This window comes from Halobacteriovorax sp. CON-3 (genome assembly GCF_043196995.1).
Lineage (GTDB): Bacteria > Bdellovibrionota > Bacteriovoracia > Bacteriovoracales > Bacteriovoracaceae > Halobacteriovorax_A.
Map to the genome: position 1 here is coordinate 15,678 of NZ_JBEBNA010000003.1, position 15,001 is coordinate 30,678.

A 15,001-nucleotide genomic window follows, 5' to 3' on the forward strand; every position below is an offset into this window, starting at 1 on the left:
ACAATTAGTAAATTATTTATTATAATATGATGATAACATAGATATACTAAACTGCAGCGCAGCAAAATACGGTGATTACTTAATGGAAACGAATACGATTTTAGCAAAACTTACTGATATCCTAGAAAATGCATTCTCATCTGCTTATCCAGATGCAGAGTTTAAGAGAGATGATATTTACTCATCAATTGGACAGGCCCCGAATATTGAAATGGCCCACTATGCTTTTCCTGTATTTCGTTTTGCCAAGGCCCTTAGACAAGGCCCACCACAAATCGCAGCAGCAATTCTAGAAAAAGTTGATCTCGAAGCAAATGCTTCAATAATCAAAGACCTTAAAGCACAAGGTCCATACCTTAATTTTACCCTTACTGCTGATGCATACTTTGAAAGCTTAATTGGAGAAATTCGCACAGGTGATTTTTTCAAGAAAGAACTAACAAAGGGTGAAGGGAAAACAATGATTGAGTACTCGCAACCGAATACTCACAAAGAGCTTCACGTGGGGCATATGAGAAATCTCTGTCTTGGTAATGCTCTTGTTAGAATTAAGCAGTATTGTAGTGTTGATGTTCACCCAGTAACTTATCCTGGTGACTCTGGTACTCACGTTGCAAAATGTCTTTGGTATTTGAAGTATCACAATCAAGACACAATTCCTGAAACAAATAAGGGTGAATGGCTAGGACGTATTTACACACTAGCTAATACAAAGCTTGAAGATGAGCTTGGAAGCGATAAAGAAGATGATAACCGCGCTAAGCTGACAGAGATCCTAAAAGAGCTTCACGCTGAAGAGGGAGAATTCTTTGATCTATGGCAAGAGACTCGTCAGTGGTCAATTGATCTCATGAAGAAAACATATGCTTGGGCAGATGTTGAATTTGATCGTTGGTTCTTTGAATCTGAAATGGATGCTCCATCACTAAAAATCTGTAATGAATATTATGAGAAAGGTTTATTCGTAAAAGATGATGGTGCGATTGGAATGGATCTAAGTGATGATAAGCTTGGCTTCTGTATTCTAATTAAATCAGACGGTACTGGTCTTTATTCAACAAAGGACGTTGCTCTAGCAATTAAGAAATTTGAAGAATACGGTGTGAAAAATAATATCTACATTGTTGACTCTCGCCAGGCCTTCCACTTCAAGCAAGTTTTCAAAGTTCTAGAACATATTGGTTTTGAACAAGCTAAAGACTGCTATCACCTACCATATGAAATGGTTGAGCTTACAGATGGTGCCATGAGTTCTCGTAAGGGAAATATCGTTGCCCTTACTGATCTTATCAATAATATGGAAAGTAAAATTAAGGATGATTACCTTAATAAGTATGCTGGGGAATGGGATCAGTCAGAGATCGATGAGACAGCAACGAAGATTGCCAATGGTGCAATTAAATATGGGATGATCAAAATTGATAATAACCGTAAGATCGTTTTTGATATGAACGAATGGTTAAAACTTGATGGAGACACTGGCCCATATCTTCAATATGTTTATGCACGTATTAATTCACTACTTAAGAAGCAAGGCTTTGATAAAGCTCAGGCCCTCGAGCTTTCAAATGCAAGCTCACTTGTTGAAACAAAAGAATTTGAACTAATGCAGAAGCTATCACTATTTAATGATGTTGCAATTAAGGCGCATGAGCAAAATAAAACAAGTCTTCTGACTACTTACCTATTTGAACTTGGAAAGTTATTTAATAGCTTCTATGCAGCTTGCCCAATTGCTTCAAGTGAAGAGTCACTTAAGAAAGCTCGCCTTGAGCTTGCGTATGCAACAAGTGAAATCATTAAAACTGGCCTTGGGATTCTAGGAATTCAAGTACCAGAAAGAATGTAGTCCATTATTTCGTAAATATTAAAAGCTGATTATTAGCTGGCATTGCAATATCTTCTTTTAGAAAGACACCTTTCTTTAAGAAGTTATTGCAAATATCTTCAAAATTTCGAATTCCACTTTGAGCATCACGCTCTTTTAAAAATCCATCAAATTGTTCATTAGACGCACTCGTGAAATTTCCATGATACTTAAATGGCCCGTAAATAAATAGAGTGCTATTTTCATCCATTGCTGTGGCCAAGTCCTTAATAAAAGTCTTTGCGGCCTTCCAAGGCATGATATGAAGTGTATTTGCTGTGTAGTAGAACTTTTTCCCGGCCTCAAGTTTATTGAAACCTGCTTCATAAACAAGGGGGCCTTTAAGATTTGGTAAACTCTTTTGGTAATGTGATAAGCAAGTCTTTAAGACATTTTGGTTATCTCTAATCTCAGATGTAATAAAATCAATTTGAGCAAAGGCCTTAGCAAAGTGTGCACTATGCTGACAAGTCAGAGAGCCAATCTCGAGAAACTCTCCATTATCACTACTGCTTAAATAAGGTGTGATCACCTCAAGGATAGGGCCTTTATTTCTTTCACATGCTTCAGAATTTGGTAAATCGTTCATAGTAAACATGATACAATACTTTCAGTGAAAAAAAGAATTAAAATCCGATTATCTGCCAATGATATCGTCTTTGAAGACGATAACTATATTGCCCTAAACAAAAAGGCGGGCTGGCCAGTGCATAAAACTCTCGATCGTTTTCGAGATAATTGCACTGATGCTCTTTCTAGTTTTCTGAAAAATCGAAGTGATGGAAAGGATCAGTATCTCGTCCTAGCACATAGACTTGATGTGGAAACGTCTGGAATTCTTTTATTTGCTAAAAACAAAGAGGCCAATAAATATCTTCAAGAACTCTTTAGCTCTCATGATCCGCAAAAGATAAGAAAGAGTTATTTAGCTATCTGTAGCGGTGTCTTTACACAACAAGAAGCAAGGATTGAAAACTTCCTTAAGGCAAACCGAGTTGGGCGTATTGAGAAGATGGTTGTCGTTAACTCTGGTGGTAAAAAGGCCATAACAGACTACAAAGTTATCGATACTGATAAGCAGTACTCATTAGTTGAGTTTACGATCCTAACTGGTAGAAAGCATCAGATTAGGGCCCATGCAAAAGAGATTGGTCATCCAATTTACGGTGATCCAATCTATTCAAATTCAAAGGATCAGAGTGGACAAAGACTTTGTGCTTACAAAATCAGCTTCTTTGATAAGTTTTTACAAAAAGAAATAAACTTAGAAATTACTCCTCCATTTAAGCTTGAAAACTTCAAAGAAGTAGCAAGTAATGGAGAACATCAATATATCATCTTTAATAAGCCATACGATGTCCTGTGCCAATTTGGAAAAGACCACAGAGACCAGCTAAGCCTTATTGATTACAAGCTACCAAAGGAAGTTTACCCTGTTGGCCGCTTAGATAAAGACAGTGAAGGCCTACTGATTCTCACTAATGATGGGAAGTATAAGAACCAAATGGCCAATGCTGATAGTAAGGTTGAAAAAACTTATCTTGTTCAAGTCGACGGCGATATCACACCAGAAGCAATTGAAGAGCTAAAGCGTGGTGTTGTCATTAAAGGTAATTACAAGACAAAGCCAGCGAAAGTTAAAAAGCTAACAAACTTTAAAATTGAAGATCGCATCCCACCAGTGCGTGTACGTAAAACAATCCCAACCTCTTGGATTGAAGTCCGTATATCAGAAGGACGAAATCGCCAGATTCGTCGAATGTGTGCGGCGGTAAACTTCCCTACTCTTAGGCTAATTAGAGTCGCTATTGGCGATGTGAAATTAGGTGATCTTAAGATTGGTGAGTATTCGACTTTTGATCCGAGCGATCAATCAAAGCAAAAATAACACCTAAGACGGCACCACTGACAAGTCCACCTCCGTGGGCCCAATTGGCCATCTTAAAATTAAAGACATCAAAGAAACCTAAGAAGAGCCATCCAACCATGAGAACAATATCAGAAGTTGGAAGCTTAAACTTAAAGTTTGGATTTAGCCTTGAGTATGGCCATAGAAAACCAAGTAGGCCGTAAACCACACCAGAAAGCCCTCCAAACATCCCCGGGGACATAATCGCTTGTAGGATATTTGAAGAAATTGCCGTAAATAAAAGAAGCAGTATTAAAAATACACTTCCCTTAGTCACCTCAATGAGCTTACCTAACTCTTTCCACCACAACATATTAAAGAAGATATGAATGTAGCCAAAGTGGATAAAGGCAGGAGAAAGAAGCCTCCAGTACTCACCATTATTAATATCTGCAAAGGCATCTACTTTAGAAGTTGAAAAAAGAAAAAGATAATAGAGGTTTTCATTCTTTAGAATCCAGCCAAAGATGAAGACGATTACACACAAGGCCAAGATTATAATTGTCGCAGGTCCCATACTTAAGGATTGAACATATTGCCAATTTTTATCAACCTTAGTTGGTTTGGCCCCTCCAATATAGATACGGTAAACATCACGGGCCTGTTGTAATTGATTTAGGTCCACAACAAATAAATGATAGAACTCGTTCTCATATTCTTTTGTAATATGGATACCTTGTCGAATTAGTTGCGCTTCAATTTGGGCAACGATCGACTCATCACGTAAAGAACCAATATACTTGAGGCGTTTTAAGTTAATTTCCGAATCATGTTCACTCATAAGACCATTTTCCTACAAAGCTTGATAAAAGTCGATCTTACATAAATATTATGGATTTGAGGTGTGATTCGACCTATATATTTGCTAAGATGGAGTTAAATAAGTTGTTTTTTGACTTATTTTACGTTATTTAAAAGTCATAACGTAAATTATTAATAAAAGGCGATACCTAAGGTATTTAACTCGTCACAATATAGGTGTGTTAAGCATGTTTAAGGTTAGTAAAAAAACAGAATATGCCCTGACAGCTCTAAAGCATATGCAAGAGCACGGACACACATGTGCCGAAAATCTCACTTCGGCCAGAGAGATCTGTGACATACACAAGATGCCTTTTGATCCAGTATCTAAAGTTATGCAAAAGCTAAATGGATACGGAGTGCTCTCATCAATCAAGGGTATAAAAGGAGGCTACTATCTTAGCCGTCCCCTATCTGAAATCAATCTCTTTGAAGTAAGTAATTCAATTGAAGGAAAGATTACAGAATCTGATTGTGATGCTCTTAAGGGCAAATGTACGAAATATTTAAATTGCGAATTAATTACACCAATAGAAAAGCTTAACTCTCACGTTAATCACCAGCTGATTAACTTGTCGCTTGAAGAGTTATTAATAAATAAGGCAGGATTCACACATGAGTGATACACAATTAACAAAGTCAGAATATAAGTATGGCTTCTTTACAGACATTGAAACTCAAGAGTTCCCTAAGGGTTTAAATGAAGACATCGTTAGGATGATTTCAGCAAAGAAGAATGAACCTGAGTGGTTACTTGAATATAGACTTAAGGCATTTCGCCTTTGGAAACAAATGCCAATGCCAAATTGGGCCAAACTAGAAATCCCAAAAATTGATTTTGAAGACCTATACTACTATGCGGCCCCCAAATCGACAGAAAGCGCACCAAAGAGCCTTGATGATCTTGATCCAGAGCTTTTAGCGACTTTTGAAAAACTAGGAATTCCTCTATCAGAGCAAAAAAGAATTTCAGGTGTTGCTGTAGATGCAGTATTTGATTCAGTTTCTGTTGGGACAACATATAAAGAAGAACTAGAAAAAGTTGGAGTTATTTTCTGCTCAATTTCAGAAGCAGTACAAGAGCACCCAGAACTAGTTAAGAAGTACCTAGGAACAGTTGTTCCTCCTGCAGACAACTTCTATGCAGCACTTAATGCGGCAGTATTCTCTGATGGATCATTCGTTTACATCCCTGAAGGTGTAACTTGTCCAATGGATCTTTCAACATACTTTAGAATCAATGCAAAAGAGACGGGTCAGTTTGAAAGAACACTTGTTGTTGCCGATAAAGGAAGTTACGTAAATTACCTTGAGGGTTGTACAGCTCCTCAACGAGATGAAAATCAACTTCACGCTGCTATCGTTGAGCTTATTGCTCTTGATGATGCAGAAATTAAGTATTCAACTGTTCAAAACTGGTACGCCGGAGATGAGCAAGGAAAGGGTGGTATTTACAACTTCGTAACAAAGCGTGGTAACTGCCTTGGAAAGAATTCTAAGATTTCATGGACACAAGTTGAAGCAGGATCTGCTATCACTTGGAAGTATCCTTCATGTAACTTAATTGGTGAAAACTCACAGGGTGCTTTCTACTCAGTAGCACTAACGAATAATAAAATGCAGGCCGATACAGGAACTAAAATGGTTCACATCGGAAAGAATACTAAGTCGACAATTATTTCAAAAGGTATCTCAGCAGAAGCTTCTGAAAATAATTATCGTGGACTTGTTAAGGTTATGCCATCAGCTATTGGTGCAAAGAACTACTCTCAATGTGACTCGATGCTTGTTGGTTCAAAGTGTTCAGCAAATACATTCCCATATATTGACGTAAAAAATAATACGGCAACAGTAGAGCACGAGGCTTCAACTTCAAAGATATCTGAAGATCAGCTCTTCTACCTACAACAACGTGGGATGGATATGGAAAAATGTATCTCAATGATCGTAAATGGTTTCTGTAGTGAAGTTTTCAAAGAGCTTCCACTAGAGTTCTCAGTTGAGGCCGTAAAGTTAATTGAGATGAAATTAGAAAATTCAATCGGATAAAATTTAGATTTATATAAAGGGAAAAAAATGAGCTTACTTACAGTTAAAGATGTTCACGCAAGAGTTGAAGAAAAAGAAATTCTAAAAGGGATTTCTATTGAAGTTAAACCAGGTGAAGTTCACGCAATCATGGGACCTAATGGTTCAGGAAAGAGTACACTATCAAAAGTAATCGCTGGTCACCCATCATTTGAAGTAACAAGCGGATCAATTGATTACAATATCAATGGAAAGCAAACAGACCTTCTAGAGCTTGAGCCAGATGAAAGAGCAAAGAATGGTATCTTCCTAGGCTTTCAATACCCTATTGAAGTTCCAGGTGTATCAAATATTGACTTTCTTCTTGAGTCATTTAACGAAGTATCGAAATCTCAAGGTGCTGCAGAAATGAAGAAAGAAGAATTCAGAGAATTCCTAAAGCCAAAACTAGAGCTATTAGAGATGAGAGAAGAATTCTTAGACCGTCCAGTAAACACAGGTTTTTCTGGTGGAGAAAAGAAGAAGAATGAAATTCTTCAAATGGCCGTTCTTAATCCAAAGATCGCCCTACTAGATGAAACAGATTCTGGACTAGATATCGACGCTCTTAAGATCGTTGCAAAAGGTGTTAACGCAATTAAGTCTAAGTACAATGGAATCGTTCTTGTAACTCACTACCAAAGACTTCTAGACTATATCGTTCCTGATTATGTTCACGTACTAAGTGGCGGAAAAATTATTAAGTCAGGTGGAAAAGAACTAGCACTTGAACTTGAAGAAAAAGGTTACGACTGGCTAACAAAATAAGGATTAGGATTAATAATGAATATCCAAGAATTAACAGACCAATATTTAAATGATCTAGCTGTTTACGCTAAGTCAGAGTCGAATAAAGAAGCCTTAACTAACTTTAAGGCACGAGGGCTTCCACATACAAAAATGGAAGACTGGATTTACACTAAGCTTACAGATGTACTACCAGAGAAGTTTGCAGTAACAGCTGAAAAAGCAATGCTTAAGAATGTTAAGGTTGCTGGAAAGTATCAAGTTGTACTTCTTAACGGTCAATATTCAAAAGCTGACTCTTTCTTTCCAGAAGAAGTAACTGTTGAACAAAAGGCCCTCGTAGCAAATGAAGCAAACTGTGATCAAACCGATATCTTTGCCATGCTTAATGCTTCTGCAGTTGAGAACATCATTGAGATCAATGTACCTAAAAACATAAGCGTTGATGATATTATTTCAATAGTTCACATCTCTGACTTTGATGGAGAATTTGCACTACCACGTATTCACGTAAACGTTGAACAATTCTCTAAGGTGAGCTTTGTTGAGATCTTTACAGGAAGTGACAAGGCCTACAATATTAACGCTGTATCAAATTTCAAAATTGCAGATGGTGCAAATGTAAGTCACGTAAAAGTTCAAACTGATGGTGCTAATGCATTCCACGTAAGTAGTGTAAATGCTGACATTGCAAAAGACGCACACTTTAAGTCATTTACTTTCACAACAGGTGCCAAGAAATCTCGTAATGAGATGAGAGTTCGTCTAAATGGAATCGGAGCAACAGCAAGTGTTGATGGCCTATATGCTCTTAGAGGAGATCAGCACACTGACAACTTCTCACTAATTTCACATATTAAAGAAAGAACTGATAGCTCGCAGCTTTTCAAGGGAGTTCTAGACAATAAGGCCCGTGGTGTTTTCACTGGTAAAGTTCTTGTTTGTCGTGATGCTCAACTTGTAAACTCAGAGCAGTTAAATAAGAACCTACTTCTATCTAAAGGGGCCCACGTTGATACTCGTCCACAACTTGAAGTTTATGCTGACGATGTTAAATGTGCCCACGGTGCAACTGTAGGACAAATGAGTGACGAAGAAGCTTTCTATCTTCAGTCTCGTGGACTTTCAAAAGAGCGCGTGCAAAAGCTACTAATTCACGCATTCTGTTCAGATGCGATTACAAAGATTGAAGATGAGAAAATTGAAAAATTCTTAAGTGATATTCTATTTGAATCATTTGAAAAAAATGCATTTGATGAAATGGAAAAGGAATCTTAATGGCCTTTGAAATTAACGCTATTAGAGCGCAATTTCCACAATTAGAAAGAAGAGTACATGATAAGCCACTTATCTACTTAGATAATGCTGCATCAACTCTTAAGCATATCAATGTGATCAATGCTCTAAATAAGCACTACACACATGATGTTGCCAATATTCACAGAGGTGTTCACTACCTAAGCGAATTTGGAACAATTAAGTATGAAGAAACTCGCGACGCGATACAATCTCTAATTAATGCAAATTCGAGATGTGAGATCATCTTCACAAAAGGAACAACAGACAGCTTAAACTTAGTTGCAAGCTCTTTCGTTCCTCACTACTTGAAAAAGGATGATGTCATCCTAATCTCGACAATGGAGCACCACTCAAATATTGTTCCTTGGCAAATTCAGGCCGAAAAGATTGGTGCAAAAGTAAGAGAGATCCCTATTACGGATGAAGGTGACATCAATGAAGAAGCTTATGTGAAGCTTCTAGAAGAAGGTAATGTAAAACTTGTTTCCATGGCCCATATTTCAAACAGCCTTGGAACAGTTAACAATATCAAAAAATATATTAAGTTAGCACACGACAATGGAGCTTACTTCTGCGTTGATGCTGCCCAATCAATTGCTCATGAGAAAATTGATGTTCAAGACCTAAACTGCGACTTCCTCGCCTTTTCTTCACACAAGATGTTTGGGCCAACAGGAATCGGAGCTCTTTATGGTAAAGAAAAGCTTCTTGAATCAATGCCTCCTTATCAAGGTGGTGGAGATATGATCGATGTTGTCACAATTGAAAAGACAACATATAACGATCTTCCACATAAGTTTGAAGCAGGTACTCCTCATATCGCAGGTGGGATTGGCCTTAAGCCAGCAATTGACTTCATTGTAAATTGTGATCTTGATGTAATTAAAAGCTACGAGAAAGAGCTTCTTGATTATGCTACTAAGCAAATTTTAGAAGTTGAAAAAGTTCGTTTAATTGGAACAGCAAAAGAGAAGGCCTCGGTTTTATCATTCGTTGTTGAAGGTGCTCACCCACACGACCTTGGAACACTTCTAGATCGCCAAGGTGTTGCAATTAGAACTGGCCACCACTGTACACAGCCTTTAATGAAAAGGTTCGAAATCAGTGCGACTGCAAGGGCCTCATTCTCGCTGTATAATACAAAAGAAGAAATAGATAATTTTATCAAAGCACTACATAAGGCCATTAACTTCCTATAAGAAGTTAGGGCAACAAAGGTAAGATATATGAGTGAAGTAACAATCGACATTCAACCAACTCCAAATCCAAATGCTTTAAAATTCATTTTAAATCAAAATGTAAAAGCATCTGGTTCTTCAACTTTTAGAACGCCAATGGAATGTGGAGAGGTGAACCTAGGTGTTAACCTTTTTACAATTCGTGGAATTGACCAATTACACTTTTTTGAAAATGTTATTACGGTAACAAAATTCAACTACGAAGATTGGGATGATATTGAGCCAAAGATCCTTGAGACAATCAAGCACGATCTTCCAAATCACAACCCTGAATACGAAGAGTTCGATCCAGAAAAAGAGCGCCGTGAAAACCTACCTCAAGAACTTAAAGATATTGAAGCTGTACTTGATCGTACGGTTAGACAATACCTGCAAGCTGACGGTGGAGATATTCAAACAGTTTCTTACGAGGACAATATTCTACTTGTTCGTTATCAAGGTGCATGTGGGACTTGCCCATCATCAACGACTGGAACACTTGAGGCGATCAAGTCAACTCTGAGAGCAGAGTACAACCCAGCGATTGATGTTTACATCGCCCCTGATTGGTAAGCACCCGCGAAATTGTTTGCCCAAAGGCAAACTATTGTTCGCGGTGCTAGGCCCCCAACTTTTGAAATGAAATTTATATTCAACAAGCCTGCATTTTTGCAGGCTTTGTTGTCTCTGGGCCAATGGGAAAGTTAGCGAATCGTACGAGGGCCATTGGTCGCTATGTGCACATGCGAAACCAAAGGTGCATGGCACCCTTTACTATTTCAAAAATCATCTACCCAACAATCGAATAGATAATCATAAAGTGCAACGTCGCTGCCACACAAACGAATAGATGAAATAACTCATGATAGCCAAACCACTTCGCATACCTACCAGGCTTCTTTAATCCATAAAAGACTGCACCGATTGTATAGAGAATACCACCTGCAATTAGAAGCGAAATATTTGTCATCCCAAGTTTTGGAAGAAGTTCCGATACATAGGGAAGAACCATGTAGCCAGGAATAAGATAGATAATTGCACTTACCTTCTCTGGCAGATTAGGAAAGAAGATCGATTTCAAAATACCAATTGCGGCCACAGTCCAAATACTTATGAGAAATGTTGAACCAGACTCTCCATTTAAAACGAGAAGAGTAATCGGTGTACAAGTTCCTGCAATCATGACGTAAATAGCGCTATGATCAAGTCTGCCCAGAAGGTCACGTACTCTGGGTTCCCAGTGAATTCGATGATAAAAGGCACTAACTCCTAACATCATAAGAAGACCTAGAGAGTACACAATAGTTGAAATATACTGAGTGGAATTGACACTTTTTGCGATTAGAAGGGTGCAGGCACCAAGTGCGACGAAGAACATGACTTGATGAGACCAACCTCTTAGAATGGGCTTTTGCTTGGCTTTTTGCATATAGGAAGCATACCCTCCATTAGCGTTCAATTAAAGCCAAGGCCCGAGCTTTTACATTTATATTACAATGCTACAACACTTGTTCTAGAGCATGTTCTATAAATCAGAAAATTTCATTTTGATTAGTTCTTTTTTAACAACACCAAGAAGTTCACGGCATTCGCCTTCTTCAAGCCCATATAACTTATGTGAAGGTTGAAGATCTTTTGGCTCTTTAAAATCGTTCTTAAAACTTTGTAATCTGTTATTAAGATTATTTCTTAGCGTTCGCATTTGCTTCGGTGAGTACTCTTTCATTTCTTCTAATAATTCTTGTAGTCTCTTAGACATCTTCTACCTCTAATATAATCTTGGAATGAATTCCAACAGGAATTCTGGCACATTACATAAAATCCTGAACTGTGTAAATTTAAAATAAATTGTATTGATCAACTCAAATAAAATTATGATCATTAAGTATTTTTCTATGGACACCGATAGTTTGATATGCCAAACTTATATTTAACAACTCTAACACAGGAGTAAATTATGATGATTAATAACTGCTACCGTCTTCTTTGTGAAATCACAAAACTAGAGAAAAAACTTGAAGAGATTCAAGCTGTTGCTCAGTCCCATGGAGTTGAAATTGATGCCAATGAAATCTTAGAGGACCTTATTAAGGCACAGGCCAGCTAATAGCTAGGCCCAGTCCTTTGGATAGTAATATTCCATCATCTTCTTGTGTTCTGGCTTTGTCGGCTCATAACGATAAGTGAACTTCACCCTCTTTGGAAGTGAAATTAATATTGAATCGGTACGGCCATTAGACTTAAGTCCAAAGTGAGTTCCTCTATCGTGAAGAAGGTTAAACTCAACGTAGCGCCCGCGGCGATGTAGTTGGAAGTCCACATCTTCATCATCAAAGGCCTCATTCATTCTCTTCTCAACTAGTGGGAAGTAAGACTTGATAAAGTTTAAAGAAATCTCTTTAAACATGGCCAGGTCTTTTACTGGATCACCCGAGAAGAAATGATCATAGAAGAAGCCACCTACTCCACGCATTTCATCTGCACGATGCTTATTAACAAAGTACTTATCACAACGATTTTTCCAGTCGTCCCAATATCCATATGGTTCACAGGCATCTTTCCAAACCTTGTGAAAGTACTCAAAGTCTTCTTCATGTGGAAAGTAAGGAGTAAGGTCGGCACCACCACCAAACCAAATTTTTGATCCGGCCTGAATCATGCGAAAATTCGCATGAGTTGTTGGAACTTTTGGGTTTGTCGGGTGAATGATGAGAGAAATTCCTGTTGCCCACATCTGGTTATTATCACCACCAATATTGGCCGCAAATTTTGGATCAACTTCTCCAAATACAAGTGATGTATTAACACCAGCATTCTCAAAGATCTCGCCTTCAAAGGCACGTGTGATCCCACCACCACCAGGGTTTCCGGCGTAATCCTTTCTTTCCCATATATCTTCATTCAAGTTAATTTTTGTATCAATTCTCTTAAGTTCGTCACTAATCTGATTCTGTAAAGTTTTAACATGTTCGGCAAATTCTGATTTGATATTTTCAATATCGTAAGACATGGCTAAAATCCTAGTTAGTTATTTTTTAAAAACCCAATATATCAGAAAAGAACTGATATGATAATTATCAGGAGTAGAATAAATGCTTTATTATCACAATCCAAGATGCTCTAAGAGCCGCCAAGGTCTAGAATATTTAGAACAAAAAGGTATTCAAGAAGGCATTGGCTTTAGAGTTAAGGAATATCTGAAAGATGGCATTGAAGAGAAAGAATTTATCGATCTAGTGAAGTATACGGGGCTAGCACCACTTGAAGGCTTAATTCGTACGAAAGAGGCCCTATTTAAAGATCTAGGGCTTGCAGGAAAAGAGTTATCAAATATTGAGTGGGCCAAGATCGTTCACGAAAACCCAAAGCTTCTAGAACGTCCAATTCTCGTTAATGACGAGAAAAAAGCCGCCATTGGTAGGCCAACAGAGAATTTCGACACAATTCTCTAACTAGCCAAAATTACGTATTGTGGCAGTTCACCCTGCCACAAGTTCTTGTCATATCAGAAAGTTACACCAATTCAAACTCCCTTTGTTTTTAGTCATTTACACAAGTTTCAGCTTAAGAAATTACTTTGATCTACGATAAGTATAAATGAGATTGATTTTGTGGGGACTCATTATGAAGGTACTAAGACTTATTATTTTATCTGTAGCAATTTTAGCGAATATTTCGGCCTTGAATGCAAACTCAGAAAGGGGTGTCGCCAAGGTTATGAAAGTAAGAGGAAAGGTCTTTTACTCCCAGACAAAGAAACCATTGGCCAAAGGAGATTGGGTGCCTGAAGGTGCCAAGATCACAACGAAGGCCCGAAGCTTTGTTAAGCTCCTCTTTATCGACAAATCAAATCTAACTCTAGGTGCAAATTCAGAAGTTGAAGTCGAGCAATTCCCGAAAAAGAAAGCAGGAATTATCAATCTTATTAATGGTCAACTTCGCTCTAAAGTTTCTAAGAACTACCTACAAATTGATAAGAAGAAATCAAAGCTCTTTATTAAGACAAAGACTGCGGCCATGGGTGTTCGTGGGACAGACTTCCAAGTAAACTTTAACCCGGCCAATAATAATACGACACTTATTACATTCGAGGGTGCCGTTGCCATGGGTTCTCTTTCTAATTTTAAAAAGAGTCGCTTTCTACAAGACAGGCTTGAAAAGGTTGTTTCATCACCTACTTCAGTTATGGTTCGCCAAGGACAACTTTCAGGGGTTATGCCTAAGGTTGACTCAAAGCCAATGGAGCCAGTTAAAATTAATAAGCAACAGCTAAAGGCCCTTGAAGCAAATGATGGTTCAAAGACATCATCAAATGATGATAAGAATAAATCAGAAAAGAAACAAATGAGTCGAAATATCATTCCTCCAGGAATGGATAGCTCAAAATTTAGTGGTGCTGGTGGTTCTGAGATTATGGGACAAATGGCCAAGGCCGACTCTAATCTTAAAGTCCCTACAGCTCAAGCACCAACTCTTACCATTACAACGGCCGCTCCTAAAGGAACAATGCAAGAAGGTGGCTACGTTGACACAAGTAATGCTCTCTACATTCCACCACCGAAGAATGCTCCAGTTGACCCAATGACAAATGAAGTAATTGTACCGGTTCAAATGGGTAGTTTCGATAAGGAAACTGGTGAGTATAAGAATGACTTCTATGTTGTAAATGAAAATGGAGACATGATTCCAAAGGACAAGCCTCAAATTAGTGTAAACCGTATTCCGGCTTCAGGTGGAACAGTACCAGATATAATGCCAGAAGAACCAATGAATATCTTTAATCCTGATGGAGAAGCGCCACTTGGTGATCCATTGCTACCTCCAGTAATTGTTGATGATACAAGACCTGTTGATGACGGAGCTGATATTATGAAGAAAACAATGGATGATCGCGACCAAATGCTTGATCAAACAAATACGACTTCAACAAATCGAGCACGTGTAAAAGTCATTCTCGATCGTCAATAAATAACCGAGTTTAATATTCAAATATGGCCACAGCTTAAAAGCTCTGTGGCCAAATTCCCCCTATTCAATTGTCCGATTTATCAGTAAAATTATTTATAAATACCTAGATTTTAATAAAAAGTTAAA

General features: G+C 37.9%; 16 protein-coding genes. 11 read left to right on the forward strand and 5 right to left on the reverse strand.

What is annotated here, in order from left to right; genetic code table 11:
* The first annotated feature begins 82 nt into the window (after positions 1–82).
* Positions 83–1,849 (forward strand): arginine--tRNA ligase, encoded by a 1,767-nt coding sequence (gene argS, locus ABMA72_RS14880; RefSeq protein WP_393057731.1) that lies wholly within the window; start codon positions 83–85, stop codon positions 1,847–1,849.
* A 4-nt stretch (positions 1,850–1,853) separates the two neighbouring features.
* Here argS and ABMA72_RS14885 read toward each other — a convergent pair whose 3' ends face one another.
* Positions 1,854–2,456, reverse strand: a complete 603-nt coding sequence (locus tag ABMA72_RS14885) for a DUF938 domain-containing protein (RefSeq protein WP_393057733.1) — start codon at positions 2,454–2,456, stop codon at positions 1,854–1,856.
* Between the two features lie 24 nt (positions 2,457–2,480).
* Between ABMA72_RS14885 and ABMA72_RS14890 the strand changes: the two genes are divergently transcribed.
* Positions 2,481–3,755, forward strand: a complete 1,275-nt coding sequence (locus tag ABMA72_RS14890) for a pseudouridine synthase (RefSeq protein WP_393057735.1) — start codon at positions 2,481–2,483, stop codon at positions 3,753–3,755.
* Here the strand turns inward: ABMA72_RS14890 and ABMA72_RS14895 are convergent.
* Positions 3,700–4,557, reverse strand: coding sequence for a rhomboid family intramembrane serine protease (locus ABMA72_RS14895; RefSeq protein WP_393057737.1), 858 nt, complete (start codon positions 4,555–4,557; stop codon positions 3,700–3,702). The two genes, ABMA72_RS14890 and ABMA72_RS14895, sit on opposite strands and share 56 nt — an antisense overlap.
* A 208-nt stretch (positions 4,558–4,765) precedes the next feature.
* Between ABMA72_RS14895 and ABMA72_RS14900 the strand changes: the two genes are divergently transcribed.
* Genes ABMA72_RS14900 through ABMA72_RS14925 form a run of 6 tightly spaced genes read left to right on the forward strand, consistent with a single transcriptional unit; the run spans position 4,766 to position 10,480 of the window.
* Entirely contained in the window at positions 4,766–5,200 is a 435-nt protein-coding gene (locus ABMA72_RS14900) for an RrF2 family transcriptional regulator (protein ID WP_392860195.1), read from the forward strand.
* Positions 5,193–6,626 (forward strand): Fe-S cluster assembly protein SufB, encoded by a 1,434-nt coding sequence (sufB, locus tag ABMA72_RS14905; protein WP_392860194.1) that lies wholly within the window; start codon positions 5,193–5,195, stop codon positions 6,624–6,626. The genes ABMA72_RS14900 and sufB overlap by 8 nt, the downstream gene beginning before the upstream one ends.
* Positions 6,627–6,653: 27 nt before the next feature.
* A complete protein-coding gene (gene sufC, locus ABMA72_RS14910) occupies positions 6,654–7,412 on the forward strand; it encodes a Fe-S cluster assembly ATPase SufC (RefSeq protein ID WP_021267803.1) in 759 nt (252 codons plus the stop codon).
* Positions 7,413–7,427: 15 nt separating this feature from the next.
* Positions 7,428–8,669 carry a Fe-S cluster assembly protein SufD gene (gene sufD / locus ABMA72_RS14915; RefSeq protein ID WP_393057739.1) on the forward strand — a complete coding sequence of 414 codons (1,242 nt, stop codon included), beginning with the start codon at positions 7,428–7,430 and terminating at the stop codon, positions 8,667–8,669.
* A complete protein-coding gene (locus tag ABMA72_RS14920) occupies positions 8,669–9,889 on the forward strand; it encodes an aminotransferase class V-fold PLP-dependent enzyme (RefSeq protein ID WP_393057741.1) in 1,221 nt (406 codons plus the stop codon). The genes sufD and ABMA72_RS14920 overlap by 1 nt, the downstream gene beginning before the upstream one ends.
* Before the next feature lie 27 nt (positions 9,890–9,916).
* Positions 9,917–10,480 carry a NifU family protein gene (locus ABMA72_RS14925; RefSeq protein WP_103219034.1) on the forward strand — a complete coding sequence of 188 codons (564 nt, stop codon included), beginning with the start codon at positions 9,917–9,919 and terminating at the stop codon, positions 10,478–10,480.
* Between the two features lie 217 nt (positions 10,481–10,697).
* Here ABMA72_RS14925 and ABMA72_RS14930 read toward each other — a convergent pair whose 3' ends face one another.
* Both ABMA72_RS14930 and ABMA72_RS14935 read right to left on the reverse strand, forming a co-directional pair.
* The gene (locus ABMA72_RS14930; RefSeq protein ID WP_392860188.1) at positions 10,698–11,336 is read right to left on the reverse strand and encodes a hemolysin III family protein; all 639 of its coding nucleotides are present in this window, start codon (positions 11,334–11,336) and stop codon (positions 10,698–10,700) included.
* A 96-nt stretch (positions 11,337–11,432) separates the two neighbouring features.
* Positions 11,433–11,666, reverse strand: a complete 234-nt coding sequence (locus ABMA72_RS14935) for a hypothetical protein (protein ID WP_392912571.1) — start codon at positions 11,664–11,666, stop codon at positions 11,433–11,435.
* 198 nt (positions 11,667–11,864) lie between these two features.
* Here ABMA72_RS14935 and ABMA72_RS14940 point away from each other — a divergent pair, with 198 nt between their 5' ends.
* Positions 11,865–12,014: a hypothetical protein gene (locus tag ABMA72_RS14940; RefSeq protein WP_158246941.1), complete on the forward strand. Its 150-nt coding sequence runs from the start codon at positions 11,865–11,867 to the stop codon at positions 12,012–12,014.
* A gap of 3 nt (positions 12,015–12,017) precedes the next feature.
* On the opposite strand, the gene hemF is transcribed toward ABMA72_RS14940, so the two are convergent.
* The gene (hemF, locus tag ABMA72_RS14945) at positions 12,018–12,917 is read right to left on the reverse strand and encodes an oxygen-dependent coproporphyrinogen oxidase (protein ID WP_392860186.1); all 900 of its coding nucleotides are present in this window, start codon (positions 12,915–12,917) and stop codon (positions 12,018–12,020) included.
* 82 nt (positions 12,918–12,999) lie between these two features.
* On the opposite strand from hemF, the gene ABMA72_RS14950 reads away from it, so the two are divergent.
* Entirely contained in the window at positions 13,000–13,359 is a 360-nt protein-coding gene (locus tag ABMA72_RS14950) for an ArsC/Spx/MgsR family protein (RefSeq protein WP_392860185.1), read from the forward strand.
* A 172-nt stretch (positions 13,360–13,531) separates the two neighbouring features.
* Complete coding sequence (locus ABMA72_RS14955) at positions 13,532–14,875, forward strand: FecR domain-containing protein (protein ID WP_393057743.1); 1,344 nt, start codon at positions 13,532–13,534, stop codon at positions 14,873–14,875.
* Positions 14,876–15,001: the final 126 nt, after the last annotated feature.

Excerpts from the sequence above, each read along its gene's own strand:
- ABMA72_RS14920 (WP_393057741.1), top strand. The coding sequence starts at position 8,669 with ATGGCCTTTGAAATTAACGCTATTAGAGCGCAATTTCCACAATTAGAA.
- ABMA72_RS14955 (WP_393057743.1), top strand. The coding sequence starts at position 13,532 with ATGAAGGTACTAAGACTTATTATTTTATCTGTAGCAATTTTAGCGAAT.
- ABMA72_RS14925 (WP_103219034.1), top strand. The coding sequence starts at position 9,917 with ATGAGTGAAGTAACAATCGACATTCAACCAACTCCAAATCCAAATGCT.
- ABMA72_RS14950 (WP_392860185.1), top strand. The coding sequence starts at position 13,000 with ATGCTTTATTATCACAATCCAAGATGCTCTAAGAGCCGCCAAGGTCTA.
- ABMA72_RS14935 (WP_392912571.1), bottom strand. The coding sequence starts at position 11,666 with ATGTCTAAGAGACTACAAGAATTATTAGAAGAAATGAAAGAGTACTCA.
- sufB (WP_392860194.1), top strand. The coding sequence starts at position 5,193 with ATGAGTGATACACAATTAACAAAGTCAGAATATAAGTATGGCTTCTTT.
- sufC (WP_021267803.1), top strand. The coding sequence starts at position 6,654 with ATGAGCTTACTTACAGTTAAAGATGTTCACGCAAGAGTTGAAGAAAAA.
- ABMA72_RS14885 (WP_393057733.1), bottom strand. The coding sequence starts at position 2,456 with ATGAACGATTTACCAAATTCTGAAGCATGTGAAAGAAATAAAGGCCCT.
- sufD (WP_393057739.1), top strand. The coding sequence starts at position 7,428 with ATGAATATCCAAGAATTAACAGACCAATATTTAAATGATCTAGCTGTT.
- ABMA72_RS14930 (WP_392860188.1), bottom strand. The coding sequence starts at position 11,336 with ATGCAAAAAGCCAAGCAAAAGCCCATTCTAAGAGGTTGGTCTCATCAA.
- ABMA72_RS14900 (WP_392860195.1), top strand. The coding sequence starts at position 4,766 with ATGTTTAAGGTTAGTAAAAAAACAGAATATGCCCTGACAGCTCTAAAG.
- ABMA72_RS14895 (WP_393057737.1), bottom strand. The coding sequence starts at position 4,557 with ATGAGTGAACATGATTCGGAAATTAACTTAAAACGCCTCAAGTATATT.
- ABMA72_RS14940 (WP_158246941.1), top strand. The coding sequence starts at position 11,865 with ATGATGATTAATAACTGCTACCGTCTTCTTTGTGAAATCACAAAACTA.
- hemF (WP_392860186.1), bottom strand. The coding sequence starts at position 12,917 with ATGTCTTACGATATTGAAAATATCAAATCAGAATTTGCCGAACATGTT.
- argS (WP_393057731.1), top strand. The coding sequence starts at position 83 with ATGGAAACGAATACGATTTTAGCAAAACTTACTGATATCCTAGAAAAT.